This window comes from Paucibacter sp. M5-1, assembly GCF_027498415.2.
GTDB lineage: Bacteria > Pseudomonadota > Gammaproteobacteria > Burkholderiales > Burkholderiaceae_C > Roseateles_E.
Map to the genome: position 1 here is coordinate 1004725 of NZ_JAPZLM020000001.1, position 23945 is coordinate 1028669.

The window sequence follows — 23945 nt, forward strand, 5'->3', positions numbered from 1 at the left end:
AACGTTCAAATAAGATGAAGGCCCACGCCTTTGCCCTCTGCCCATGCACGCCACCCACGACAAACGCCGCGTCCTGACCCCCGAGGCCCTGACGATGATGGACACCATCGCCCGCACCGGCAGTTTTGCGGCCGCCGCGCGGGCCATGGGCAAGGTGCCCTCGGCGCTGACCTATAGCGTGCGCCAGCTGGAGGAGGCGCTGGACGTGTTGCTGTTCGACCGCCGCTCGCGCCAGGCCGAGCTGACCGCCGCCGGCCAGGAGCTGCTGGTCGAGGGCCGGCGCCTGCTGCAGGAGATGGACGCAGTGGCCAACCGGGTGCGGCGCGTCGCCACCGGCTGGGAGAGCGAGCTGACCGTCGCGATCGACGATGCGGTGGCGCGGCGCGCGCTGTTCGATCTGATGGAGGCCTTCTACCAGCTGCCGGTCGACGACACGCCCGATGCGGACGGCGTGGTCGCCAAGGGCCCGCCGACCCGGCTCAAGCTGCGCGTCGAGGTGCTGTCCGGCACCTGGGAGGCGCTGCTGTCGGGCCAGGCCGATCTGGCCATCGGCACCTCGGCCCAGCCGCCGGGCAGCTCGGTGTTCTGCGAGCTGCTGGGCGATATGGAGATGGTGTTCTGCGTGGCCCCGCACCACCCGCTGGCCCGCCACGACGGCCCGCTGTCGGCCGCGACGATCGCGCAGCACCGCATCATCGCGGTGGCCGACAGCGCCCGCAGCCTGGCGCCGATGACGGTGGGCGTGATGCCCGGCCAGGAGGTGCTGACCGTGCCCTCGATGGCCACCAAGCTGGAGGGCTTGATGCGCGGCCTGGGCTGCGGCTCGCTGCCGGTGTCCATGGTGCGGCGCCATGTCGAGGCCGGCCGCCTGCTGCAGCTGCCGACCTTCCAGGAAAAACGCGTCTTCCCGATGCACTACGCCTGGCGCAACACCGGCCAGCCGCCGGCCAAGGCCTTGTCCTGGTGGCTGGGCCAGCTGCAAAGCGCGGCGACGCGGCGCTCGCTGCTGGAGCAGCATGAGGGGCTGCTGCTTTGATGGCTGGCCGCTACGTCGGTCGCTTTGCGCCCTCGCCCACCGGGCCGCTGCATGCCGGCTCCCTGGTCGCGGCGCTGGCCAGCTGGCTGGATGCGCGCGCCCATGGCGGGCGCTGGCTGCTGCGCATCGAGGATGTCGACACACCGCGCTGCCCGCCGGGCGCCGACCAGCTGATACTGTCCCAGCTCGCCGCCGTGGGCCTGCTGCCCGATGCGCCGCCGGTCTGGCAGTCGCAGCGCGGCGCGCTCTATGCGGCCGCGCTGCAGCGCCTGGTCGAGGCCGGCCAGGCCTATGGCTGCGCCTGCTCGCGCCGCGATATCGCGGCCGCCGCCGGCCCGCAGCCCCGCCACGGCGAGCTGATCTATCCCGGCACCTGCCGCCCCGCCCGGGGCGGTTTGCAGGGCAGGCCGGCGCGGGCCTGGCGGGCGCTGACCGAGGGCGCGGGCCGCATCGAATGGCAGGACCGGCGCCTCGGCGCCCAGGCCCAGGCGCTGGAGACCGAGGTCGGCGACTTCGTGCTCAAGCGCGCCGACGGGCTCTGGGCCTATCAGCTGGCCGTGGTCGTCGACGACGCCGAGCAAGGCATCAGCGATGTGGTGCGCGGCGAGGATCTGGCCGACAACACGCCGCGCCAGCGCTGGCTGCAGCAGTTGCTGGGCCTGCCCACGCCGCGCTATCTGCACACCCCGCTGGTGCTGGGCGCCAATGGCGAGAAGCTGTCCAAGCAGAACGGCGCTGCGGCGCTGGACCTGAGCGATCCGCTTGCTGCGCTGCGCGATGCGGCCGGCCATCTGGGCCTGCGTCTGCACGCCGGCACGCCGGCCGATGCCCTGGCCGAAGCCGTGTCGCTCTGGCGCGATTTATGATGCCGGCCATTCCAATTCAAGGATCCATCATGATCACCACCGCCAGCGGCCTGCAGTTCGAAGACACCGTCGAAGGCAGCGGCCCCGTCGCCAAGTCCGACCAGGAAGTCACCGTCCACTACACCGGCTGGCTCTACAAGGACGGCCAGAAGGGCAGCAAGTTCGACTCCAGCAAGGACCGCAATGACCCTTTCCAGTTCGATCTGGACGCCGGCATGGTGATACGCGGCTGGGACGAGGGCGTGCAAGGCATGAAGGTCGGCGGCAGCCGCACCCTGGTCATCCCGCCCGAGCTGGGCTATGGCGCCCAGGGCGCCGGCGGCGTGATCCCGCCGAACGCCACGCTGCTGTTCGAGGTGGAGCTGCTGGGCGTGGCCGGCGGCGAGGAGCCAGTCGAGCTGACGCTGCAGACCACCGCCAGCGGCCTGCAGTACGAGGATGTGGTGGTGGGCGACGGTGCCGAGGCCAAGAGCGGCGCCAACGTCACCGTGCACTACACCGGCTGGCTCTACAAGAACGGCAACAAGGGCAAGAAGTTCGACTCCAGCAAGGACCGCCGCGACCCCTTCAAGTTCAAGCTCGACGCCGGCATGGTGATACGCGGCTGGGACGAAGGCGTGCAAGGCATGAAGATCGGCGGCACCCGCGTGCTGATCATCCCCTCGGAGCTCGGCTACGGCCCGCGCGGCGCCGGCGGCGTGATCCCGCCGAACGCGACGCTGATGTTCGAGGTGGAGCTGCTGGCGGTTTGAGCCAGCGCGCGGCGGCGGCGATGCCGCCGCAACAAATGAAGGAACAAAGAAGCCGGCGGGCGATGAGCCTGGCCGGCTTTTTCAATGGCGGGAGGATGCTGTCGGTCGGGAGCAGGCGCTGGTTGGCGTTGGTTTCCGGGTAAGCATTAGCGGCCTTCCCTCATGGCGCATGCTCAAATGTTGGGCAGAAATCGTCAATGATCGGCATACAACATCGTTATGGCGCAAGTGCAGTCCATGACGTCTTGCGTTCGCAGCCGAATAACTGACTTGCGATTAACAATCAGATCTTTGTACTTCGGGAGGACGCAGATGGAATGGATCAATTTGGTAGCGGCCGTCGTTAGTGCAGTTGCTGCAGTGGCTGCGCTATTTCAGGCGCGAGGAGCAAAGGCTGAAGTTCGCGAGCTTAAGACGACGATCTTTAGCCTTTCTCAGCAAGTGACCAATGCGAACGTCGAGATCGGAAGAATTGCCAACTCGCCGTTCCTTACTCTTGGCGGCGGCATCGTCATCCCCGGTGCGGCAGGCGGCGCTGGCGGCTCGTATGGCGGTGGCGGCGGTGGCGGCGGAAGTCCCTTCGGCCAAGGCGGTCGAGGTGGAGACGGATCGTATGCGCCATAACCACTTGCTGCAGCGGACGGCTTCGCCGCCTGCTGAGCGCGAACGATATGGCTTCTCCGTGTCAAGCGGCAAGACCTGACCCTCTGCGCCGCAGATGAATGATGGGTAAAGCCCGTTGCCGGACGGGGAACGCGACGGAGCCCGTTGATGCCACCCGATGTGGATGCGCGACGGTTGCCCATGCTGATATGCGAGGGTTTCTGACCATCTCGGCAAGCCCTGGCTTGCCGCTCAATCAACCCGCAGCACCTCAAACTGCTGTCGATGTGGAGCGAGCGGTAGCAACACCTCATCCCCCTCGCACTTGCCCAGCAGGGCCCGCCCCAAGGGGGCTTCTCTGCTGATGACCTGAACGATCTGAGCGCCGCTGAGCAACTTCATGCTGCCGCCATCCGGGCCGAGAAAGAGATGTTGCTGCTTGTCGTCGGCATCGACCAGGCAGACCAGCGCACCGAGCTGTATGCCTTTGCTGGCGTCGTAGGGGCTGGGGCGGAATTGGCGCCAATGGGCCATCGCCTGGCGGATGGCTTCGGCGCGACGAGCTTGGCCGGTGGCCAGGTAGGCGGCTTCGAGGCCCAAGGTGTCGTACTTGTTCTCGGCGATGTTTTCTTCATGAGTCGCCACCTCATGGGCCGCCCGCGCGGCCTGTTCGGCTTGCTGCAGGTCTTCGGCGAGCCGTTCCAGTACCTGCTGCTGCAGCAAGAATTTATCCATGATGATGATGATGAAAGGCAGGCATCTCGAACCAGCGGGGGGCAGGTCTTGATTATCAAGGCGCCATCGGTGGTCGACGCTGCCGTCTGCTGCAGGCGAACTCCAGCTATTGGCAGCTTGCCGCCCCTCCAGGCTCAGCCCTCAGACTCCTGCGCCCCGCCCGGCCCCTGGTGGAACAGCAGATCCGCCACCGGCCGGCCGCCGACCAGGTGCTCGCTGATGATGCGGTCCAGGTTCTCGCCCTTCGCGTTGTAGTACCAGCTGCCATCGGGTTGCACGCACATCACCGGCCCGCCCTTGCAGGCCGCAAAGCAGCTGACCCGGCTGCGCTTGACGCGCAGCGCCCCCTCGTGGATGCCGGCCGCCTTGAACTTCTCGCCCAGGCTGTCGAAGATGGCCTGCGCCTCGCCGTCCTGGGTGCAGCGCGCGCCGGTGCAGACCAGCAGATGGCGGCGATAGGGCAGGATGCTGGGCTTGATGGTGGTGGTGGTGTTGTTGTTGTCGTCGTCGCTCATGAGGGTTTCCGTTTGTTCCGGCGGCCGCGGCTGCTTTGCAGGCGCCGCCAGGCCAGCACACAGCCGCTCAGCGACAGCGCCGCGCCCAGCAGGCTCAAGGCCGTGATCACCAGATCGCGGCCCAGCACCGACGCGGCCAACGGCGGGAAGTCCCAGCGATGCAGGGCATTGAAGAGCCAGCGGTTCCAGCGCCCGGCCTGGTCCACCCGCAGCGCCACGCGGGCCGTGCGCGGGTCCAGATAGTAGACGCTGCCGGCGGCATCGTCGAAAGCCACGCGATAGACCGGAAAAGCGCGGGTCTGGTGGCGCAGCGCGTAGTAGTGCAGATCGGGTTGATGCAGCCAGCCGGCCTCGATGACACGGGCCTTCGGCTGCAGGCTGGCGGCGGCCGTGCGCAGCCGCGCCTCGTCCAGACCCTGAGGCAAGACCTGGCCCTGCATGTCCAGCAGCCGGCTGCCACCGGGGGCCGAAGCCAGCCACAGATGCTGACCCTGGAAGCGCAGCGCGGCCAGCTCGCCAACGCCATCGCGCAGAACGGCAGGCAGAGCATCGGGAAGCGATAGCGAGGCCGGCTGCAGCGCACCGCCGCGCCAGCGCTGTTGCTCGCCGACCGCCGCGCGCTCGCCGCCGGGCCAGCCCCAGGGCGCCATCGACAGCCAGCCGCTGAACAGCCAGCTCAGCAGCACCAGGCCAGCGCCCAGGCCCAGCAGATGGTGCCAGCGCTGCCAGCGCTCGCGGTAGGGGCTGACGCTGCCGCTGGCATAGCGGCCGCGCAGGCGCAGCCGCTGCAGGCCCAGCACCAGGCCCAGCAACACCAGGGCCAGCGCCGCCCCGCTACTCCACAGCACCACATGACGCCACAGGGGGCCGTTGGCGCGCAGCGGCGTGAAGTAAAGCCAGTGCGTCACCGTGCCCAGCCAGTTCCAGCCGCGCTCCCAGGCGCGCGTGTCCAGCACCAGCTCGCCGCTGCCCTGGCCGATATAGAGCTCCAGGCCCTCGTCGCCGTCGGCCAGCACCACGCGGTACAGCGGGCGCTGCGCGTTGAAGCGGCTGTAAATGCTCCATTGGTCGCGCTGCAGCAGCTCGACCTCGGCCACCGCCCCGGGGCGCTGAGTCAGACGCTGCGCATGCTCCAGGGCCAGCGCCCTGGCCTGCGCCTCGGTCAGCGGCGCACGCGGCCGGCCGGTCAGGGCGTCGACCGCGTGCCAGGTCTTGCCCGCCTCCTGCAGCAGCCAGACCGGCCGGCCCAGTTGCTGCTGCAGGCGCAGGCCCTCGGGTGCGCCCGCGATGCCCAGCGCCGCCCAGGCCTGGGCCGCGCTGACCGGCGGTGGCGCGGCGGGCAGCGGGGCCAGGGCCTGCAGCCGCTCGCCCTCCTGCAGCGCGGGTCGGGCCACGAACAGCATCACCAGGCCCGAGAGCAGCCACAGCAGGATCAGCAGGCCCAGTGCGATGCCCAGCCAGCGATGCAGGAGATGGAGCCAGCGCTTCATCATCATCGACGCTCAGCGCAGCCGCCAGTCCAGCACCAGGGCCGCGCTGCGCGGCGCGCCCAGCATGGCGGCGCGGCCGCTGCCCATGCTGCTGGCATAGAGCTTGTCGCCCAGATTGCGCAGCTGCAGGCGCAGGCTGGCGGCCTCGCTGAAGCGCCAGCCCAGGCTGGCATCGAGCACCGTGTAGGCGGCCAGGCTCATGGCGTTCTCGCGGTTCGTGAAACGCTGGCCGACATGGCGCAGCCCGGCGCCGATCTCGTAGGCGCCCGCGCTGTGGCTGAGCCAGAGATTGGCCAGGCGCTCGGGCACATTGGGCGGGCGATGACCGGCCAGCGAGACCGTCTCCTTGGCCGCGTTGACGACGAACAGATGCTCGTAGCGGGCCTGCACCAGCGCGGTGTTGGCATCGACACGCCAACCCGGCGCCGGCGTCCAGACCGCGCCGAACTCCAGGCCGCGCGAGCGCTGGCTGCCGCCCTGCACGCTGTCGTCCGGGCGGTTGGGCCGCGGCGAAGTGATGATGTGGTCCTTGACGATCTCGAACAGCGCCGCCGTCCACTCCAGACCGGCGCCGGCCCGCTTGTAGCCCAGCTCGAGCTGCCGGCCTTCGGTTAGACGCAGATCCTTGTTGGCGCTGGAGATCGACACCACATTGCCGACCGGATCGGTGCCGGTGCTGGCCTGGGCATAAAGGCTTTGCGTCGCATCGAGCTGTAACACCGTGCCCAGGCGCCAGGTGCTGGGGCTGAAGCGGGCCGCCCAGGGCGCCGGCAGCGCGGTGCCGGGCGCTGGATTGAGATTCTCGCGATCCACCCGGGTGCGATCACGGCGCAGCCCCAGGCTCAGCAGCCAGCGCGGCGCGGCCTGCCAGCTGGCCTCGGCGAACAAGGCCTGCTGGCTGACCTCCGAGCGGCTGCGCGGCAGCAGCGCATCGCGGGCCTTGTAGAGGCCGGGATCGAAGCCTTGCAAAGACACGCGGCTGACGGTGCTGTACTCGTAGCGATCGTTGGCATGCACGAAGTCCAGCGCCATGTGCTCGACCCCCACCAGGGCCTGCACAGCGCCAACGCGGGCCAGCAGGTCAGCCCGCAGCCCCGATTGGCGCAGCCGGTGCTTGATGCCCAGATAGCCCACGCGCTCGATCTGCTGGCCGTCCTGGGCCAGGCTGTACTCCTCCAGATTGCGCCACTGGCGATCGGCCTGGAAACGGTAGGCCACGGCGCGGGCGCTCAGGCTGTCGCTGATGCGCCAGTCCAGGCGCGCGCGGGCACGGTCCTGATCGACCTGCCAGAGCGCATCGCTGACGTTGTAGTTCTCGCGTCGCAGCTCGGCCCAGAGGCTGCCGTCGGCCTTCAGCGGGGTGCCGAAGTGATTGGTCGGGCGCTCGCGATGCGCATCCAGGCTCAGGTCCAGGCGCAGATCGGGCGTGGCCTGCCAGCGCAGCGTGCTCATCAGCTTGGCGTGCCGGTGATCGCCGCGCTGCACATGGCCATCGCCGCCGGTGGCCAGCGCATCCACGCGCAGCGCGGTGCCGGCGCTCAGGGGCTGGTTCAGGCCCAGACCCAGCCGGTAGTCGCCGGCCGTGCCCAGGCCTGCCGTCAGCTCCGCGCTCGCCTCGCGGCCCGGGCTCTTGCGCACCAGGTTGACCAGGCCGCCGATACTGCCGTCGCCATACAGCACCGAGGCCGGGCCGCGCAGGATCTCGATGCGCTGATAGCCCCAGCTGTCGGTCGGCGTGGACTGGGTGCCCGAGGCCGTGGCCATGCGCAGCCCGTCCTCGGCGCTGGCCACCGACTCGTTGCCGGTGAAGCCGCGGCTCGAGTAGGTGCTGCCCGAGGTGGCCGAGGCCTGCACCATGATGCCGGTGGCGCGGCCCACCGTGTCGGCCACGCGGGTGTCGCCGCGGGCCTGCTGCAGGGCCACATCCAGGCTTTCGATGCTGGCCGGCGTATCCAGCGCGCTCAGCGCCAGGCGCGAGGCCGTCAGCTGCGAGGCCTTCAGGCCGCCGGCCTTGTGCGAGGCCCCCTGCACCAGCACCGGCCTGAGCTCGGTGGTCGGCGCGGTGCTGGGCGGGTCGACTTCGGCGGCGCAGGCCGGCATGCCCAGCAGGGTCAGGGCAGCGGCCGCGCAGGGGGCCACGACGGCGCAAGGCCGTGCAGGGAACTTCTTCATGATGATCAGCGCTCAACAAAGGGGACGGCCACGCCGCCCGCGCCGCGAACAGCGGTGGACAGAGCAAGGCAGACAGGCAAGGACCATCCCTCGTGCGCACCACCTCCCCGTGGCCGCGCACCTCATGACGCTGCCGCCGGCCCGAGGGCTGACGGCGCATCGCCTTGTTGGCCGGTATCCGGGCTGACGGCGCGGCTCATATGCCCTTCCCAGACGCCGGGGCATCCAGTGGGCTGCGGATATGAGCTGCAGGTTTCTTCTTTCTTTCGAAACCTGGGTCCGTTTGACCGTTGCGGGGGCAGCTCAGGCAAGGATGGGGCCGCGTGGCCCTGCTCCCTCCTGATTCCCGTTTAACTGCGGCATCAATGACTGATCCCGCGAGCACCAACGGCGCGCATTCTATGCGAGGCCGGTGTCCCCCGATGTTGATCGGGCAAGACCTGGCCCCGGCCCTTCAGTCGTAGATTGACTTCTCGGGCCGCCGCGTGATCACCGCGATCGGCGGGGCCCAGCGTTCGCCGCGCGGCTTCTTGCTGGTCACCAGGGTGATCTCGCTGGGCTCGAAGACCTCGACGTTGTGCGTGATCGGCGTGGTCAGCAGGTATTGCGCGCGCGTGCTGCGCAGGAAGTGGCCGACCAGCTGGATATTGCGCACGTCCAGGTGGGCAAAGGGCTCGTCGATGAAGACGAAGCCGCCGGGGGTCTCGTCGTCCTTCATCAGGCCCACCAGCAGGATCAGGCTCTTGAGCACCTGCTGGCCGCCCGAGGCCTCGCCGTCGTTCAGGCCCACCTCGCCCTTGCCGTCGAAGTTGAAGCGCACATGCAGGCCGGCCTGGGCCAGCACCATATCGTCGTTGTCCAGATGCGGCAGCTCGGCCTGGGCCATCACGCCGGCCAGCTCGCCGAGCTCCTGCACATTCTTCTTGTAGCGCCGCACGGTCGCGCGCAGCACGTCGATATAGCGCTCGCGGGCATTGAAGGCGGCGATGCGCGCCATCTCGTTGCTGGCGCGGCGATCCTCCAGCTGGCTGCTCTGCTCCAGCACCGAGACGTTCATGCGGGCATGGCGCTCCTGCACGGCCGGATCGGTCTCCCACACCCCGGTGTCCAGCTCCTGCTGCACATGGCGGGCCGCGATCTCGGCCTGCTTGGCGTTCTCGAACTCGTCGCGCAGCGCCTGCACCTTGGCCGGCAGCGTCCAGCTGGCCGGGAAGCGCTCGCGCGCCTCGCGCGAGGCCTTGGCCGCCAGGGCCAGGTCTTGCCGGCGCGACTCATGCTCGCGCAGCACGCGCAACACGTTCTCCTCGCTGGCCTTCAGCCCGCCCTGGGCGGCCTCGTAGTCGCGCTCGCTGCGGGTCGCCGCGGTCAGCGCGCGGTCATGCTCGGCGTCGAGCGCGGCCATGCGGGTGGCGGCCTCGATACGGGCTTGGCGCAGGCCGGCCAGGCGGGCCCGGCCTTCGGCGAACTCGGCCGCCCGCTCGGCCAGCTCGCGCGCGGCCTTGTGGCCTTGCGCGGCACGCTGCACGTCTTTGAGCTGGCGCTCGACCTCGGCCTGCTCCTTGGCGATGCGGCTCAGCTCGCTGTCGTAGCGGCTCAGCTCACGCTCCAGCGAGGCGCGGCGCGAATCCAGCGCCGAGGTGCCGAACTGGTAGTCGCGCGCCTCTACCCAGAGGCTGCGGCCGCCGCGACCGTCGCGGTAATAGGCCTCGGGCGTGATCCACTCGCCGCCGGCCTTGGCACCTGTCTCCGTGTCCTTGACGCAGCGTATCGTCGCCAGCTGGCGCAGCAGCCAGCCGGGCAGCTTGGCATTGATCTTCAGCGCCGCCAGCAGCGAGTCCTTGGGCGCCTGGGCCGGCGCGTTCTCACCGTCGGCAACGACGTAGTGGCGGTAGCGCTCCTTGGCCGCCAGGCCGAAGGCGCGGCCTTCGTCGCCGCTGTGGGCCAGCACGACCACCCAGCGCGAGGGCCGCAGCAGACCCTCGGCGGCCGCGCGCCAGGCCTCGTCGGCGATGTCGATGCAGTCGGCCAGCACATGGTGGGCGATGCCGGCCTCGTCGAGCGCGCGCCGAAAGCGCGTCACCTCGGGCGGCGGCGGCGGCAGACGCTGGCCGCTCAAGGCCTCCATCGCCGCCTGGGCCTTGCGGCTTTGGTCGTTCTGGCGCGTGAAGCTCTCGCGCAGCGTGTGCTGGCGGCTGCTCAGTTCCTCCAGGCGCTGGGTCAGCTCCTGGCCGTCGGACTCCACCGCGGCCAGCGCTTTCAGCTCCTCCTCGCGCTTGGCCAGCAGCTCCACAGGACGCTCGGCCTCGCGGGCCGCATCAAAGGCGCCGCGCGCGAGCTTGCGCTCGGCCTCCAGGTCCACCAGCTTCTGCTTGGCGGCCTCATGGCCCAGGTGCAGCGCATGCAGCTCGGCGCGCTTGGCCGACATCTGGCGCTTGTCGCTGGCGGCGAACAGGCGCTGGCGGTGCAGCTCGCGCAGGTTCTGCGCGGTGCGGGCGCGCGACTCGGCCCATTGCAGCACCGGCACCACCTCGGTGGCCAGGCGCTCGCGCTCCTTGAGCCGCAGCTGGTACTGCTGATAGCTGTTGACGCGGTTGGCCAGGTCCGAGAGCTGGGCCTGGGTGTGCGAGAGCTCGTGCGCGGCCTGCTCGACCTCCTTGAGCAGGCTTTGCTGGTGGCTGCGTGCCTGGTCGTAGCGGTCCAGCACCTCCTGGTCGCCGAAGACCTCGAACACCAGGCGCAGCAGCTCCTTGGGCGAGAGCTCGCACAGCCGGTCGGTCTGGCCCTGCTCCAGCGCCAGCACGCGGCCGATCGCGCGGGTCAGGCCGGCGGCCTCCAGGCGGCGCTTCCAGGCCTCGATGCCCAGCCAGTCCTTCTCGGCCTTCTCGGCCAGCGCCTCGATCTCGTGCACGCCGTCCAGCATCACATAGCGACGCTGCCAGTCGCCGCCGTGGCGCTCGATGCGGCAGGCCAGCGTCACCTGGTCGGAGTACAGCAGCGAGCTGGCGAAGGGGCGCGAGCTGTTCTGGCGGCCGCGCGCGCGGTTGTCCACCAGCGCGCGCAGCCAGGCCGTCTCGGCATTGGCGTGGCGCGCATAGGTCTTGTACGTGCGGCCGCCCGAGCACTCCAGGCCCAGCAGGGTGCGCATCGCGTCGAGCAGCGTGGTCTTGCCCGAGCCATTGGGGCCGGCAATCGTGATGATGGCGCCGTCCAGCGGCATCGAGACGCGCTGGCAGTAGTCCCAGTGCAGCAGTTCCAGAGATTGCAGATGAAACATAGATGGGGTCAGGTCTCGCTGTCGAGTTCGGCTTGTTCGCCGGCCTGCAGCCGGGCGACCAGGGGCGCGGCGGCCGGGTCGGTCGAGCGGGCCAGCACATCGGCGAGCGCGCCGTCGAGGATGCGCGGCGCCAGCGTGTCGTAGTCCAGCAGCAGGTCCAGCAGCGGGCCTTCGGCGATGTCCTCGCCGCGGCGGATGATGAAGCCGTTGCGCTCCAAGAGCTTCAGGTTGGAGTCCAGCCGCATCTTCTTGCCCAGCTGGTTGCCGAAATCGGCCAAGAGGCTGCGGTAGGACACGGTGGGCGAGACGCTGGCGGCCAGCGGCAGCGGCTTGTCGGTGGCGAAGAACTCGCCCTGCCCTTCCTCCTTGGCCTCGGCCCGCGCCACCTGGCGCTGGCGCTTGGGCAGCACGATCAGCGACCACAGCACGATCAGCAGCGCGACGCCGTCGCGCGGCAGGTCCAGATTGTTATTGGCCGCCAGGCCGGTCTCGCCGAACACCGAGACCTCGGCCGGGCGCAGCATCGCGACGCTGATATGGTCGGCATAGAGGTTGTCGATCACCTTCAGCCCGACCTGGGCCAGCCGGTCGCCCAGGGCGGCCCACAGCTCGGTGTCGATCAGCGCACGGCGCACCAGCGCATGGTTGCGGGGCAGCCAGCGGCGCGCGATCAATTGCGCCGCCAGGTGGGCGGCATCATCCAGGGCTTGGCTCATGAGGAAGAGGCTTCTTTCGGGGAATCGGGGGCCGGGTTGTAGAGCACGCCGCGGCTCATCCACTTGACGAATTCATCGCTGGTCTCGCCCTGCTCGGCCGACCAGCGCACGCGCCAGGGCTGGCGCGCCATATCGCCGGTGGCGCCGCTGAGGTGCTGGGCCTGCGGGTCGCCCAGCAGCGGCAGCAGCTGGGCGCGGTAGGCGCTGCGCGCATAGCTGCCGCCCAGCACGGCCGGGGCCACGTCCTGCTCCAGCGCCTGGCCCGGCTCGCCGGCGGCCAGCCAGCGGGTCAGCAAGGCCTGCAGCTCGCCCATCTCGGGCGGCAGGCTCAGCACCGCCAGCTGGCCCGGCGGGGCGGCCTGGCCCGGCGGCAGCGGCTCCAGCTCCTTGGGCTTGGGCCGGTCGCGCTCGAACTCGGCCTCGGCCAGGTCCAACAGCTCGTGCTGGGACACCAGCACCGGGTGCACCGGCCGCGAGAGCGCGCCCAGCGACAGGTTTTCGAGGAAGGGCACGTTCTGCAGCCAGCGCCGCACATCGGTGGTCGTGATGCCGGTGGAGCCCAGGGTGACGCGCTGGCGGTCGGCCTGCTGCAGCGCGCGGTTGAACTGGCTGGCCATCGCCAGCAGCCGCGCCTGGGCCAGGCCCAGCTCGCGCGCCAGCCGTTCCAGCCGCGCATTGCCGTCGGCCTCGGCCTGCTCGATGATGGCCTTCAGCGCCTCGCTGGCCCGCTCGACCAGCTTCAGCGCGCGCTCGAAGCGCTGGCGCGCGCGCCGCAGATGGAATTCCGAGCCGCTGGCGATCGCATCGGCGAACTCGTCGTAAAGCCGCGAGAGCTGGGCCTGCAGATGGTGCAGCTGGGCCGGGTCCAGGGTGCCCATCTGGTGGGCACCGGCCACATTCGCCAGCAAGGCCGCCAGGTCGGCGTCCTGCTCGGCCGCCTGCGTCAGCGGCGACAGCAGGCCCAGCAGGCGCTGCGCCAGCGGCGTCACGCTGTATTGCTGGTTCGAGCCGTCCCAGGCCAGCAGCTCGGCCTCGCGCAGGCGCTTGAGCACCAGCTCCAGCGCCTCTTCGCGCAAGCTGTGGAAATGGCGGTTCAGCGTGTCGCGCGCCACGCGCGACTCTGGCAGCGCCATCAGCTCCATGAACACCCAGACCCGCAGGCGCACCAGGGCCGCCGGCCCATGGCACAGCGCCCGCAGCGCGGCCAGCAGGCCCTCGTTGCGCTCCAGCTGCCACCACAGCAGCGCCTCGGTCGGCGCGGATCCCTCGCGGAAATAGTCTTCGAAGCGCAGCTCGACGGTGTCGTCGGCGGCGCTTGCCTCGTGATCGGTCATGGCGGGATTATCCCAGGGCCAGCAGCGGCCTCCTCCGCCACCTCCTCCAGCACCCAGTCGACGAAGGCCCGCACCGCCGGATGCTCGGCCAGTTCGTCGCGGCAGGCCAGCCACATGGTCTTGTGCCCGTCCGCGCCGCCGGTGCGGCCGGCCCGCGCGGCGGGCTCCTGCGCCAGCGCCCGCAGCGCACCGTCGCGCAGCCAGGGCGCCACCAGCGAGCGCCGCACCCAGGCCACGCCCAGGCCCAGCAGCGCGGCCTGCACCAGCAGCAGCGCGTCATTGAAGCCCGGCCCCTCGGCCGGCGGCAGGCGCGCGGCCGTTGCCGGGCCGGCTGCGGAAGCCTCAGCGCCCTCATCGTCGCAGCGCTGCAGGCGCAGCGGCCAGGGCTCCGACAGCAGGCGCAGACGCTCGCCGGCCGGCCACAGCGCCGGCTCTGCGCCATGGCGGGCCAACCAATCCGGCGTGGCCACGGCCACCACCGCGTCGCTCCACAGCGGCCAGCAGCGCAGGCCCGCGCGCTCGAACTGGCCGAAGCGCAGCGCCACCGCGCTGTGCAGCGGCGGCAGGCTCTGCATCGCATAACCGGTGTGCAGGGTCAACTGCAGCTGCGGCTGCCGCGCGAGCAGACGCGGCAGCCGCGGCAGCAGCCAGGTCGCGGCCAGCGAGGGCAGCGTGAACAGGGCCAGCGGCTCGGAACGCGGCGAAAGGACAGCCGCCGGATCCGGCGCTGCGCGGCCGCCCGGCGACGGGCCCAGCCGGTGCAGCTGGGCCAGGGGTTCGGCCAGGCGCTGGCGCAGCGCCTCGCCGGCCGCGCTCAGGCTCAGTTTGGGACCGCTGCGCTCGAACAGCGGCAGGCCGTGCCAGTGCTCCACGGCCTGCACCGCCCGGCTGATCGCGCTGTGGCTCAGATGGCGCTCGGTGGCGGCGCGGGTGAAGCTGCCCAGGCGCGCGGCCGCCTCGAAGGCCTGCAGCGCGCTCAGCGGCGGCAGCGAACGGCCGGGCAAGGAGGTCGAAGACCTTGGCGACTCGGACGTCTTTGTGGTGGAGGGTTTGCGGGCAGGCATGGGTGGCATTGTGCATATGACGCACGATCACCGCGCTTCCAATCCGTTTTTCATGCGACTTACTCACAGAAAGAATCCGCCCCATGAAACCTTCCGAATGGCTGCTGGCCGCCTTCGTCGCCGCGATCTGGGGCCTGAATTTTTCCTTCATCAAGCTTGGCGTCGCCCACATCGACCCGCTGCTGCTGGCGGCGCTGCGCTTTGCGCTGGCGGCCTTCCCGCTGCTGCTGTGGGTCGCCCGGCCGGCCATCGCCTGGCGCTGGCTGATCGCCTATGGCCTGGCCTTCGGTGTCGGCACCTGGGGCGGGGTGAGCTGGGCGCTGCGCTCCGGGCTGGCGCCGGGGCTGGCGGCCTGGCTGCTGCAAAGCAGCGCCTTCCTGACACCGCTGCTGGCCTGGCTGTGGCTGGGCGAAGCCCTGAGCCGGCGCCAGCGCCAGGGCGCGCTGGTCGCCGGCCTGGGCTTCGTCCTCGTGCTGCTGTCCTCGGCCGGGCCGGGCAGCACGGCGCTAGGCCTGGCCCTGATGCTGCTGGCGGCCGCCAGCCTGAGTCTGGCCAATGTGATCGTGCGGCGCTCGGGTGCCCGGGCCATGCTGGCGCTGATGGTCTGGTCCAGCCTGTTCGCGGCCCCGGCGCTGCTCGCCCTGGCCGTCGCCACCCAGGGTCTGGCGCCGCTGCAGGCGCTGCCGGCCCAGCTGCTGTCACAACCGATCGCCCTGCTCTCGCTGGCCTTCCAGGTCTACCCCAGCACGCTGTTCGGCTACTGGGTCTGGAACACCCTGATCGCCCGCCACGGTGCCGGCACGGTGGCGCCGGTGGCCCTGCTGGTGCCGGTGTTCGCGCTGGCGTTCTCGGCGCTGATCTTCGGCACCCGACCCGGCCCGGGCCAGAGCCTCGGCATGGCGCTGATTGCCGTCGGCCTGGTGCTGGCCGCGACGCGGTGGCGCTGGCCAGGTACGGCCGGCAGGCTGGCCGGTGCGCCGCCTCAGCCCTGATCCCAGCCCAGCTCCGCGGCCTCGGCCACCAGTTGCAGCATCTTCGCGCGGTCCAGCGCCGTCCCTTCGCGCAGTTCCAGCGTCGCCATCTGGTATTTGCCGCCTGGCCTCAGCCGCGGCTCGATATGGCGCAAGCGCTGACCCTGCCAGAAGCCGAACAGCAGGCGCTGCGGCTCGATGCGTATCAGCAGCACCGGCTCATCGGCTGCATTGAAGTAGACGAGGTGGCCCCACTTCAGCCGCTCCTGCAGCTGCGGGGCGCTCTCGTGCACCACCGCGCGCAGCGCTTCGGCATAGACGCGCTGCCAGCTGCCGGCTTGATGGCAGGCGATGTACTCGTCGGGCGTTTTGGCGGCAGTCAAGATCATCGGCGTCATGCTCCGATCCCCCTCCATCAATCCGTCTTGGCTTCGTCCTTCTTGCCCACCAGGCTCTGGAACCAGCCCAGATACTGCTTTCTGAAGCTCAGCGGCGGGTGGAGCGGGTCGAGCAGCGCATTGCCCGGGGTCTGGCCGGCCTGCGCATCGCTCGAATGCTCGCGCATCTCGTCGTCGAAGCGCTTGATCCCGCCCTCGGCACCGACGTTCTTGGCCGAATGCAGATCGGCCTTGATCTCGAACAGCTTACTGATCAGAGGCAAGGACAGCCCGGCCGCCAGCAGCGTGCCCACCAAGCCGCCCACCGGACCGCCCACAAAAGCCCCCAGCGGCCCCAGGCTGAGCAGGCTAGCCGCACTGACGCCGGTCACCGCCGCGTTCAGATAGCCACCACCGGCCGCCATCTCGCCGGCAAAGCCCGCAGCGCCACCCAGAACGCCGCCCAGCAAACCACCCAAGGGCCCCAGCGACAAGGTCGCGAGCCCGCTGGCACCCAGCATCGCGGCCGTCATGCTGCCCAGCGGCAGCTGTTCCGATCCGCCAAAACGGGTGTCGAAGGTCTTGTAGTGCGACAACTCATGTCCGACGGTGAAATTCAGCTGATCCTCATCCTTGCCTCTGAGCAAGCTGCCTTCGATCGACACATCGTTGCCGCTGGCGTTATTGCCGCGGCCTTCGGCATCGTAGAAATTGAGCTGGGCGGGGTCGATGCCCATGCGCTCGGCAATCGCCTGCAAGCGGCGCAAGTCCTCGCCCTCGAATTTCTTCCCTTTGCGAACACATTGGGCCACCGCCTGCACCGTGCTGCCGGGCGCCGGCTGCCGCAGCCGCGCCATCTGCCGCGCTTGCGCGGCCACACGCGGGCCGGCTGCCGGCCTCGGCTCGCTGCGGTCTTGATGAAAAGTGCGAGCTCCCCGCACTGCTGCGGCCGGCTGCATAGGGGCATGGGGGCTGGCAGAGACGGGGCGTCGGGACGCATGCATGGGCGGATTCTGAGCAGCCTCGCCCGCCTCGTCCATCAGCAATTTGCTGATCCACGCCGCAGCCGAGATGCGCTGGGGTGCCGCCCCGCCGCTGCTATCCTTCCGCGATGAATTCGCCCGACCACCACAATTCCCAGCTCAGCACCGACAACATCCACGCCGACCGCCGCTTCGGCGTCGAACATGGCGGCGTGCACAAACCCATCCACACCTCGGTGCAGTACGGCTTCGAGCGCGTCGAGGACCTGATCGGCGTGTTCCAGGGCACGCTCAAGGGCGGCTTCAACTACGCCCGCCAGGGCACGCCGACCACGGCCGCGCTGGAGGCCAAGATCACCGGGCTGGAGCAAGGGATTGGCACGGTGAGCTTCGCCACCGGCATGGCGGCGATCACCGCGATCTTCATGACACTGCTGCGCGCCGGCGATCACATCGTCTCCAGCCGCTATGTGTTCGGCAACACCAACAGCCTGCTCGGCACGATGGAGGATCTGGGCGTGGCGGTCAGCAAGGTCGACGCCGGCTCGGTGGCCGCCGTCGAGGCCGCACTGCGGCCCGAGACCCGCCTGGTCTTTGTCGAGACCGTCTCGAATCCCGGCACGCTGATTCCGGATCTCGAAGGCATAGGCGCGCTGTGCCGCGAACGCGGCCTGGTCTATGTGGTCGACAACACCATCACCTCGCCGGCCCTGTTCCGCCCGGCCGCCGTGGGCGCCAGCCTGGTGATCAACTCGCTGACCAAGACCATTGCCGGCCATGGCGACGCGCTGGGCGGCGCGGTCACCGACACCGGGCTGTTCGACTGGCAGGCCTATCCCCATATCTTCCCCGCCTACCGCAAGGGCGACCCCAGGCAATGGGGCTTGCAGCAGATCCGCAAAAAGGGCCTGCGCGATATGGGCGGCACGCTGTCCTCGGACAACGCCCACCGCATCAGCGTCGGCGCCGAGACCCTGAGCCTGCGCGTGCGCCAGAGCAGCGCCACCGCGCTGGCACTGGCGCAATGGCTGCAAGCCCATCCCAAGATCGCCGCCGTGCACTACCCGGGCCTGGCCTCGCACCCGCAGCACGAGCGCGCGGCGCGGCTCTTCAAGGCCGGCTCCTGGCTGCTGAGCTTCGAGCTGCGCGACACGGCCGCGCTCAACGAGGTGCTGAACCGCCTGCGGCTGCCGATCAAGGCCACCGGCCTGGGCGACACCCGCACGCTGATCATCCCGGTCGCGCCGACCATCTTCTGGGAAGCCGGCGCCGCCGTGCGTGCCGAGATGGGCATTGCCGACGGGCTGGTGCGGCTCTCGGTGGGCCTGGAGGACGAGGCCGACCTGATCGCCGACTTTGCGCAGGCGCTGGGCTGAGACTGTGGCAGGCCTGCGCCGCATCCCGCTCCTCGCCGCCCTGCTGCTGGCCGCCTGCGCCCACCCGCCGGCGCCGCAGACCGCGACGATGAGCTTCTTCGTCACCAGCCTCGGCCCGGGCCGGGGTGCGGATCTGGGCGGCTTGGAAGGGGCCGATGCGCATTGCCAGGCGCTGGCCACGGCGGTGGGTGCGGGCCAGCGGAGCTGGCGTGCCTATCTGAGCCAGCAGTCCAATAAGCAGCAGCCCAGCATCGATGCGCGCGACCGCATCGGTACCGGCCCCTGGCACAACGCGCGCGGCGAGCTGATCGCCGCCAACCTCGATGAGTTGCATGGCGCGGGCAACCGCATCGGCCGCGACACCGCGCTGTCCGAGCGCGGTCAGCCCACCCCGGGCCGCTGGCACGACATCCTGACCGGCACCCGTGCGGACGGCACCGCCCCCTCGCCGCTGGACCCCGACCTAACCTGCAAGAACTGGACGAGTGCGGCCGATGACGGCGCCGCCCTGGTCGGCCACCACGACCGCGCCAGCGCGATCAAGGAGTCCTGGGCCACCTCCTGGCTGTCGGCCCACCAGAGCCGCGGCTGCAGCGCGGCCAAGCTCTCGGAGCTGGGCAGCGGCGGGCTGTTCTACTGCTTCGCCAAATAGGCGGGCGACAGCAAAAGTCCGCCAAGCCTCAGACCGTCTCGCCCAGATGGGCCAGCGCTCTGGCGCGAACCCGCGCTCGTGCACGCTCAAGCTCAGCCAGTTCGGCCTGCAGCGTCTCGGCCGCCACCTCGTCGCCAAGCCGGCCCTGGCAGGCCAGCGCCGTGCGCAGCGCCAGCAGACGCAGGCTGGAGCCCGGCTGGGCGCCATCGGGAGCCAGCAGGGGCTGCAGCAGGGACATGGCCTCCGAGGGTCGGTCGCGCCGCAGCAGCAGATCCGCCAGCGCCGCCTCGGCGGACATCTGGTAGTAGCGAGTGCCCTGCTCCTCGGCCAGCGCCAGGCAGTGGCGCAGCAACGGCTCGGCATCGTCCAGACGACCCGCGAGCGACAGCAGATCACCCAGATTGAGCATCAGGACCATGCGGCGGTAGGCCCCCAGCCGTTGGTCGTCCAGAAAGCCGAGCACATGGCTGGCATGTCGCTGCGCACAGGCCTGCGCCGCGCGGATCGCATCAGCCTGTGGCGCGCCGGCCGCCAGTTCAGCATGGGCGCTGACGACAGCGCTGAACAGATTGGCATAAGCCTGGTGCAGCGCCTCGGGCAGTCCCGACTCACGCGCCAGCGACAGCGCTTGCATATGCAGCATTTCGGCTTCGTCAAACTGACCCAGACGTGCATGGACATGGGCCGCGCAACTCAAGGCGCCGGGCAAGGCCTGATGCTGGGCCGGGTCGTCCTGTGCCAAGGCCAGGCCCCGTAGCGCGTGTGGCAGGGCTGCGTCCGCCAGTCCCAGCTCCGACAGCGCGAAAGCCGCGAAGCCCAGGGCCCGGATGCATTGGCGCCGCAGCGCAGCGAGGTCGGCGGCCAGCCCGGCCGCTTGCAGCGCCGGCCGGGTGACGCCGGACAGATCGCCCTGGCGCCAGCAGGCGGTGGCCTGCAGCAGCAAGGCTTCGACGCGCTGTGCTTCACTGAGATCGCGCCGCGCCAGCAAGGCGTCGAGCTGGTCCTGCAGGCGCTGCCAATGCTGGTCCTGCAGGCTGCTCTGCGCCCGCGCCAGCCACTCGGCCGCGCTGTCGCCGTCGGCGGAATCGGGCGCGCTGCGGGGATCCATGGAGCCGAGCGTAGCATCGGCGGCCGTGCCGCTGACCTCGCCGCCCGCACAATCATCACGATGAAAACCCTGCTGCTGCGCATGGCCATCATCATGGTTCAGCCGGCGCGCGGACCCAGACCGGAAGAAATAGAGGAAGGCTGGCAAGTGAAGTTGCTTGCAATTAAATCGCACACGATTTAATATTCATCCATGGCACGCAACACCACTTCTTCCACCGCAGTCATCAAGTCGACGCCGCAGCAACAGCCCAAGGCCGTGCTGCTGGACCAGCAGCTGTGCTTCGCGCTGTACTCGACGATGCTGAGCTTCAACAAGGTCTATCGCGAGTTGCTGAAGACACTGGACCTGACCTATCCGCAATACCTGGTGATGCTGGTGCTGTGGGAACGCGATGGCCTGACCGTCGGCGAGATCAGCGAGCGGGTGTTCCTGGAGTCACCAACGCTGACCCCGCTGCTCAAGCGCCTGCAGGCCGCCGGCCTGATCGACCGGGCCCGTTCGGCCGCCGATGAACGCCAAGTGCTGATCACGCTGACCGAGCCAGGCCGGGCGCTGCAGGCCAAGGCACAGGCGATCCCGCAATGCATCGCGACGGCCGCCGACACGCCGCTCGCCGAGATCAACGAGATGCGCGACCGGCTGCTGGCGCTGCGCGGCCGCATGCTCAGGGCCGGCGGCTGAGCCCGGCCACCCGACTTTTCTTCTTTCTCTCTCACGCCAGACACCACGGACGAAGCTGAACGATCCGAACTCACAACAAATACATCGCACACGATTTAATTTCCAACAATCAATAACTCCTCCCTGCCCCCTCCTCACCCACCACACCAAGGAATTGCCATGAAAGCCCTCGCCAAGCAACTGATCGCCCTGTCCACGCTGAGCCTCGCCGCTGGTGCCGCACTCGCAGCCGGCACGCCGCCGGCTGCGGCCCAGCCCAGCGGCAGCTATGTCACGACCCAGCAAGGCGTGCAGCTGTACTACAAGGACTGGGGTCCGCGCAACGGCCAGCCCGTCGTGTTCAGCCACGGCTGGCCGCTGAACTCGGACAGCTGGGAAGCGCAGATGCTGTTCCTGGCCGACCAGGGTTACCGCGTGATCGCCCATGACCGCCGTGGCCATGGCCGCTCCAGCCAGCCCTGGGAAGGCAATGACATGGACCACTACGCCGACGATCTGGCTGCCGTCATCAACGCGGTGGATCTGAAGGGCAAGAAAGCCGTGCTGGTGGGTTTCTCCACCGGCGGCGGCGAGGTGGCCCGCTATATCGGCCGCCATGGCACGGGCAAGGTCGCCAAGGCGGTGCTGGTCAGCGCCGTGCCGCCGCTGATGCTGAAGACGGCGGCCAATCCCGGCGGTCTGCCGATCGAGGTGTTCGACGGCATCCGCGCCGCGCAGACGGCCAACCGCGCCCAGCTCTACAAAGACATCCCGACCGGCCCCTTCTACGGTTTCAACCGCCCCGGCGCCAAGGTATCGCAAGGCCTGATCGACAACTGGTGGCTGCAAGGCATGCAAGGCGGCCACAAGAACACCTATGACTCGATCAAGGCCTTCTCGGAAACCGACTTCACCGCCGATCTGAAAAAGTTCGATGTACCGACCCTGGTGATCCATGGCGACGACGACCAGATCGTGCCGATCGACGCTTCCGGCCGCGCCTCGGCCAAGCTGGTCAAGAACGCCCAGCTGATCGTCTACCCGGGCGCACCGCACGGCCTGACTGACACCCACAAGGATCGCGTCAACCAGGACCTGCTGAACTTCATCAGGAACTGAGGCTTCAAGGCGAGTCCGGCGAGCCGGCGCCGCGCTTTTTGCGGGCGCCGGCCTTCTTCTCGGCAGCAGCCTCCTGCCCCTGCACCCAGTCCAGAAACTCCGAGTACCACAGCCTTGAGTTCTGCGGCTTCAGCACCCAGTGGTTCTCGTCGGGGAACCACAGCAGCCGGGCATCGACACCGCGCGCCTTCAGGGTGTTGTAGTAGGCCAGGCCGTTGCAGTCGGGCACGCGGAAGTCGCGAGCACCGTGTATCACCAGCGTGGGCGTTTGCATCTGCTGCGCGAAGCTGGCCGGGCTTTGCGCGAGCACGCGGGGCAGGTCTTGCCAGTACAGCGCGCCGAGATCGCGCGGACGCTCCGGGTAGGAGTCGGCGCTGAAGGTCGCGATGCGGTCGAACACGCCGGCATGACAGACATAGCTGCGGTAGCGGCCGGGCTTGATGTGGCCGTTCATCCACGCGACCATGAAGCCGCCATAGCTGCCGCCGGTGGCCGACAGGCGCTTCGCATCGGCCCAGGGCTGGGCCAGCAGCCAGTCGCTGCCGGCCTCGATGTCCTGCAGCTCCAGCTGACCCTGGCGGCCCATGATGCTGTTGCGGAACTCGAAGCCGAAACCGCTGGAGCCGTGGTAGTTGACCTGGGCCACGACATGGCCGCGCGAGGCCAGCACATGGGGGTTCCAGCGGTAGCCGAAGGTATCGCCGGCAGCCGCGAACGGGCCGCCGTGGATGACCTGCATCAGCCCGTGCTTGCGGCGCGGATGGAAGTCCACCGGCAGGGTCAGCCACATCTGCACTGGCTCGCCGAGCGCGCCGCTGATCTGAACCTCGCGCAGCTCGCCAAGCTTGCGGCGGGCCAGCAGCGCGTCATTGAAGCGATCCAGGCGCTGCGGCGGCTCGCTACTGCCCGAGAGCCGGCGCGCATGCAGGCGCACCGGATGATGGGCGCTGTCGCTGGCCGTGAGCAGCAAATCACCGGCCACATCGAAACCCTGCACCCAGCCACCCTCGGCAACGACACCAGGCGCGCCACCGGCCAGCGGCTGACGCCACAGATGGCAGCGGCCGCGCTGCTGGGCCGTGAACAGCAGCGCGGCACCGTCCCCGGTCCAGCGCAGCGGCGCGTCGACATGCAGGTCCAGGCCCGACTCATCGTTGGCGATCAGGCGCCAGCCCGGTTTGGCGCGGCCGCCGCAATCGACCACGGCCAGCTGGGCCAGCGCCTTGTGGCTGCGGCCGATATGGGCGGCGGTGAAGGCCAGCGCCCGGCCATCGGGCCGGTAGCGCGGCGCGCCGAAGTCCCAGGCCGGGTCGTCGGCCAGGGCCCTGACCCGTCGGCTGGCGATCTCGATCTCGGCCAGGGCCTGGCGGTTGCCCAGCAGCTGGACGGTGGCCGGGTCATGGGCGAAGGCGATGCGGCGGCCATCGGGACTCGCGTCATAGACCTCGTTACCGCCGGCATCGCGGGGCAGCTCCAGGCCCGTGCCCTCGAACAGATCGCTGATGCGGCCGCTGCCGACATCGAGAAGCAGCAGGTGCAGCACCCGGCCCATCGGCAGGTTGTCGTCCCAGTAGCGGTAATAGGCCTCGCTGGTCGCGTAGCCGCTCTCCTTGCGCTCGCTGACCTCGGTCTTGTAGCGGCGGGCCTGGGCGGCGGCACCTTTCAGCTCGGGCCAGACCCAGGCGGCAAAGACGATGCGCCGGCCGTCGGCCAGCCACTTGAAGGACTCAATGCCCGGCGCGAAATTGCTGATGCGGCGGGCCTCGCCGCCGTCGGCGTCGATCAGATAAAGCTGCGGGCTCAGGTCTTTGCTGCCCTGCTGCTCGCGGCGGGCCAGGAAGGCGATCTGCCCGCCGCTGGGCGACCAGGCGGGCGCGCCGTCCTTTTCGCCGCAATGGGTCAGTGCGCGCGGCGGGGCGCTCGCGTCGGTGGGCATCAGCCAGAGCTGGCTGCTGGACTTGTTCGCGTCCATATCGCTGCGGGTGACGCTGCAGACCAGGCGGCGGCCATCGGGCGCGAGCGATGGCGCCCCGATGCGCTCGAAGCGCCAGAGGTCGTCGACGCTCAGCGCCGGCTGAGTTGCGGAGAGTCTGAGCGCGGGGGGTTTGGGCATCCCTGCAGTGTCGCAAACCCTGGCGG

General features: G+C 69.7%; 22 protein-coding genes, 1 pseudogene and 1 riboswitch. Of the genes and pseudogenes, 11 read left to right on the forward strand and 12 right to left on the reverse strand.

Going from position 1 to position 23945, the window contains the following annotated elements; genetic code table 11:
* Positions 1-43: 43 nt before the first annotated feature.
* The 5 genes and pseudogenes from O5M90_RS04645 (at position 44) to O5M90_RS04665 (ending at position 3278) form a co-directional block, all read left to right on the forward strand.
* A complete protein-coding gene (locus O5M90_RS04645; RefSeq protein ID WP_137940877.1) occupies positions 44-1036 on the forward strand; it encodes a LysR family transcriptional regulator in 993 nt (330 codons plus the stop codon).
* Positions 1036-1902, forward strand: coding sequence for a tRNA glutamyl-Q(34) synthetase GluQRS (gene gluQRS / locus O5M90_RS04650; RefSeq protein WP_269840166.1), 867 nt, complete (start codon positions 1036-1038; stop codon positions 1900-1902). Before O5M90_RS04645 ends, gluQRS begins: the two co-directional genes overlap by 1 nt.
* Positions 1903-1931: 29 nt before the next feature.
* A pseudogene (locus O5M90_RS04655) lies at positions 1932-2276 on the forward strand (FKBP-type peptidyl-prolyl cis-trans isomerase); the annotation flags it as partial.
* A 24-nt stretch (positions 2277-2300) separates the two neighbouring features.
* Positions 2301-2654 carry an FKBP-type peptidyl-prolyl cis-trans isomerase gene (locus tag O5M90_RS04660; RefSeq protein ID WP_269840426.1) on the forward strand — a complete coding sequence of 118 codons (354 nt, stop codon included), beginning with the start codon at positions 2301-2303 and terminating at the stop codon, positions 2652-2654.
* Between the two features lie 312 nt (positions 2655-2966).
* On the forward strand, positions 2967-3278 hold the full coding sequence (locus tag O5M90_RS04665; RefSeq protein WP_269840167.1) for a hypothetical protein: 312 nt from the start codon (positions 2967-2969) through the stop codon (positions 3276-3278).
* A 231-nt stretch (positions 3279-3509) separates the two neighbouring features.
* On the opposite strand, the gene O5M90_RS04670 is transcribed toward O5M90_RS04665, so the two are convergent.
* The 8 genes from O5M90_RS04670 to O5M90_RS04705 form a co-directional block, all read right to left on the reverse strand.
* Positions 3510-3992, reverse strand: coding sequence for a GreA/GreB family elongation factor (locus O5M90_RS04670; RefSeq protein ID WP_269840168.1), 483 nt, complete (start codon positions 3990-3992; stop codon positions 3510-3512).
* Positions 3993-4126: 134 nt separating this feature from the next.
* The gene (locus O5M90_RS04675; RefSeq protein ID WP_269840169.1) at positions 4127-4507 is read right to left on the reverse strand and encodes a (2Fe-2S) ferredoxin domain-containing protein; all 381 of its coding nucleotides are present in this window, start codon (positions 4505-4507) and stop codon (positions 4127-4129) included.
* The gene (locus O5M90_RS04680) at positions 4504-5997 is read right to left on the reverse strand and encodes a PepSY domain-containing protein (protein ID WP_269840170.1); all 1494 of its coding nucleotides are present in this window, start codon (positions 5995-5997) and stop codon (positions 4504-4506) included. Before O5M90_RS04680 ends, O5M90_RS04675 begins: the two co-directional genes overlap by 4 nt.
* A gap of 12 nt (positions 5998-6009) precedes the next feature.
* Positions 6010-8169, reverse strand: a complete 2160-nt coding sequence (locus tag O5M90_RS04685) for a TonB-dependent receptor (protein WP_440401838.1) — start codon at positions 8167-8169, stop codon at positions 6010-6012.
* 152 nt (positions 8170-8321) lie between these two features.
* A riboswitch (cobalamin riboswitch) is annotated at positions 8322-8573 on the reverse strand.
* Between the two features lie 50 nt (positions 8574-8623).
* Entirely contained in the window at positions 8624-11443 is a 2820-nt protein-coding gene (locus O5M90_RS04690) for an ATP-binding protein (protein ID WP_269840172.1), read from the reverse strand.
* Positions 11444-11451: 8 nt separating this feature from the next.
* Positions 11452-12159 carry a hypothetical protein gene (locus O5M90_RS04695; RefSeq protein WP_137942149.1) on the reverse strand — a complete coding sequence of 236 codons (708 nt, stop codon included), beginning with the start codon at positions 12157-12159 and terminating at the stop codon, positions 11452-11454.
* Positions 12156-13493 carry a hypothetical protein gene (locus O5M90_RS04700; RefSeq protein WP_269840173.1) on the reverse strand — a complete coding sequence of 446 codons (1338 nt, stop codon included), beginning with the start codon at positions 13491-13493 and terminating at the stop codon, positions 12156-12158. The genes O5M90_RS04695 and O5M90_RS04700 overlap by 4 nt, the downstream gene beginning before the upstream one ends.
* The gene (locus O5M90_RS04705; RefSeq protein WP_269840174.1) at positions 13490-14497 is read right to left on the reverse strand and encodes a LysR family transcriptional regulator; all 1008 of its coding nucleotides are present in this window, start codon (positions 14495-14497) and stop codon (positions 13490-13492) included. The genes O5M90_RS04700 and O5M90_RS04705 overlap by 4 nt, the downstream gene beginning before the upstream one ends.
* Before the next feature lie 143 nt (positions 14498-14640).
* On the opposite strand from O5M90_RS04705, the gene O5M90_RS04710 reads away from it, so the two are divergent.
* Positions 14641-15549 carry an EamA family transporter gene (locus O5M90_RS04710; protein WP_269840175.1) on the forward strand — a complete coding sequence of 303 codons (909 nt, stop codon included), beginning with the start codon at positions 14641-14643 and terminating at the stop codon, positions 15547-15549.
* Here the strand turns inward: O5M90_RS04710 and O5M90_RS04715 are convergent.
* Both O5M90_RS04715 and O5M90_RS04720 read right to left on the reverse strand, forming a co-directional pair.
* Positions 15540-15917, reverse strand: coding sequence for a DUF1801 domain-containing protein (locus O5M90_RS04715; RefSeq protein WP_269840427.1), 378 nt, complete (start codon positions 15915-15917; stop codon positions 15540-15542). The genes O5M90_RS04710 and O5M90_RS04715 overlap by 10 nt on opposite strands.
* 26 nt (positions 15918-15943) lie before the next feature.
* Positions 15944-16783: a hypothetical protein gene (locus O5M90_RS04720; protein WP_269840176.1), complete on the reverse strand. Its 840-nt coding sequence runs from the start codon at positions 16781-16783 to the stop codon at positions 15944-15946.
* A 233-nt stretch (positions 16784-17016) separates the two neighbouring features.
* Between O5M90_RS04720 and O5M90_RS04725 the strand changes: the two genes are divergently transcribed.
* Both O5M90_RS04725 and O5M90_RS04730 read left to right on the forward strand, forming a co-directional pair.
* Positions 17017-18264, forward strand: coding sequence for a cystathionine gamma-synthase family protein (locus O5M90_RS04725; RefSeq protein ID WP_269840177.1), 1248 nt, complete (start codon positions 17017-17019; stop codon positions 18262-18264).
* Between the two features lie 4 nt (positions 18265-18268).
* Complete coding sequence (locus tag O5M90_RS04730; protein ID WP_269840178.1) at positions 18269-18916, forward strand: hypothetical protein; 648 nt, start codon at positions 18269-18271, stop codon at positions 18914-18916.
* 28 nt (positions 18917-18944) lie between these two features.
* On the opposite strand, the gene O5M90_RS04735 is transcribed toward O5M90_RS04730, so the two are convergent.
* Positions 18945-20024: a tetratricopeptide repeat protein gene (locus O5M90_RS04735; protein ID WP_269840179.1), complete on the reverse strand. Its 1080-nt coding sequence runs from the start codon at positions 20022-20024 to the stop codon at positions 18945-18947.
* Between the two features lie 60 nt (positions 20025-20084).
* Between O5M90_RS04735 and O5M90_RS04740 the strand changes: the two genes are divergently transcribed.
* From O5M90_RS04740 to O5M90_RS04750, 3 genes are all read left to right on the forward strand, one after another.
* Positions 20085-20207: a hypothetical protein gene (locus tag O5M90_RS04740; RefSeq protein ID WP_269840180.1), complete on the forward strand. Its 123-nt coding sequence runs from the start codon at positions 20085-20087 to the stop codon at positions 20205-20207.
* A gap of 9 nt (positions 20208-20216) precedes the next feature.
* A complete protein-coding gene (locus O5M90_RS04745; protein ID WP_269840181.1) occupies positions 20217-20708 on the forward strand; it encodes a MarR family winged helix-turn-helix transcriptional regulator in 492 nt (163 codons plus the stop codon).
* Positions 20709-20867: 159 nt separating this feature from the next.
* Positions 20868-21806, forward strand: coding sequence for an alpha/beta fold hydrolase (locus O5M90_RS04750; protein ID WP_137942139.1), 939 nt, complete (start codon positions 20868-20870; stop codon positions 21804-21806).
* Positions 21807-21810: 4 nt separating this feature from the next.
* On the opposite strand, the gene O5M90_RS04755 is transcribed toward O5M90_RS04750, so the two are convergent.
* Positions 21811-23919 carry a dipeptidyl-peptidase 5 gene (locus tag O5M90_RS04755; protein ID WP_440401841.1) on the reverse strand — a complete coding sequence of 703 codons (2109 nt, stop codon included), beginning with the start codon at positions 23917-23919 and terminating at the stop codon, positions 21811-21813.
* Between the last annotated feature and the right edge of the window lie 26 nt (positions 23920-23945).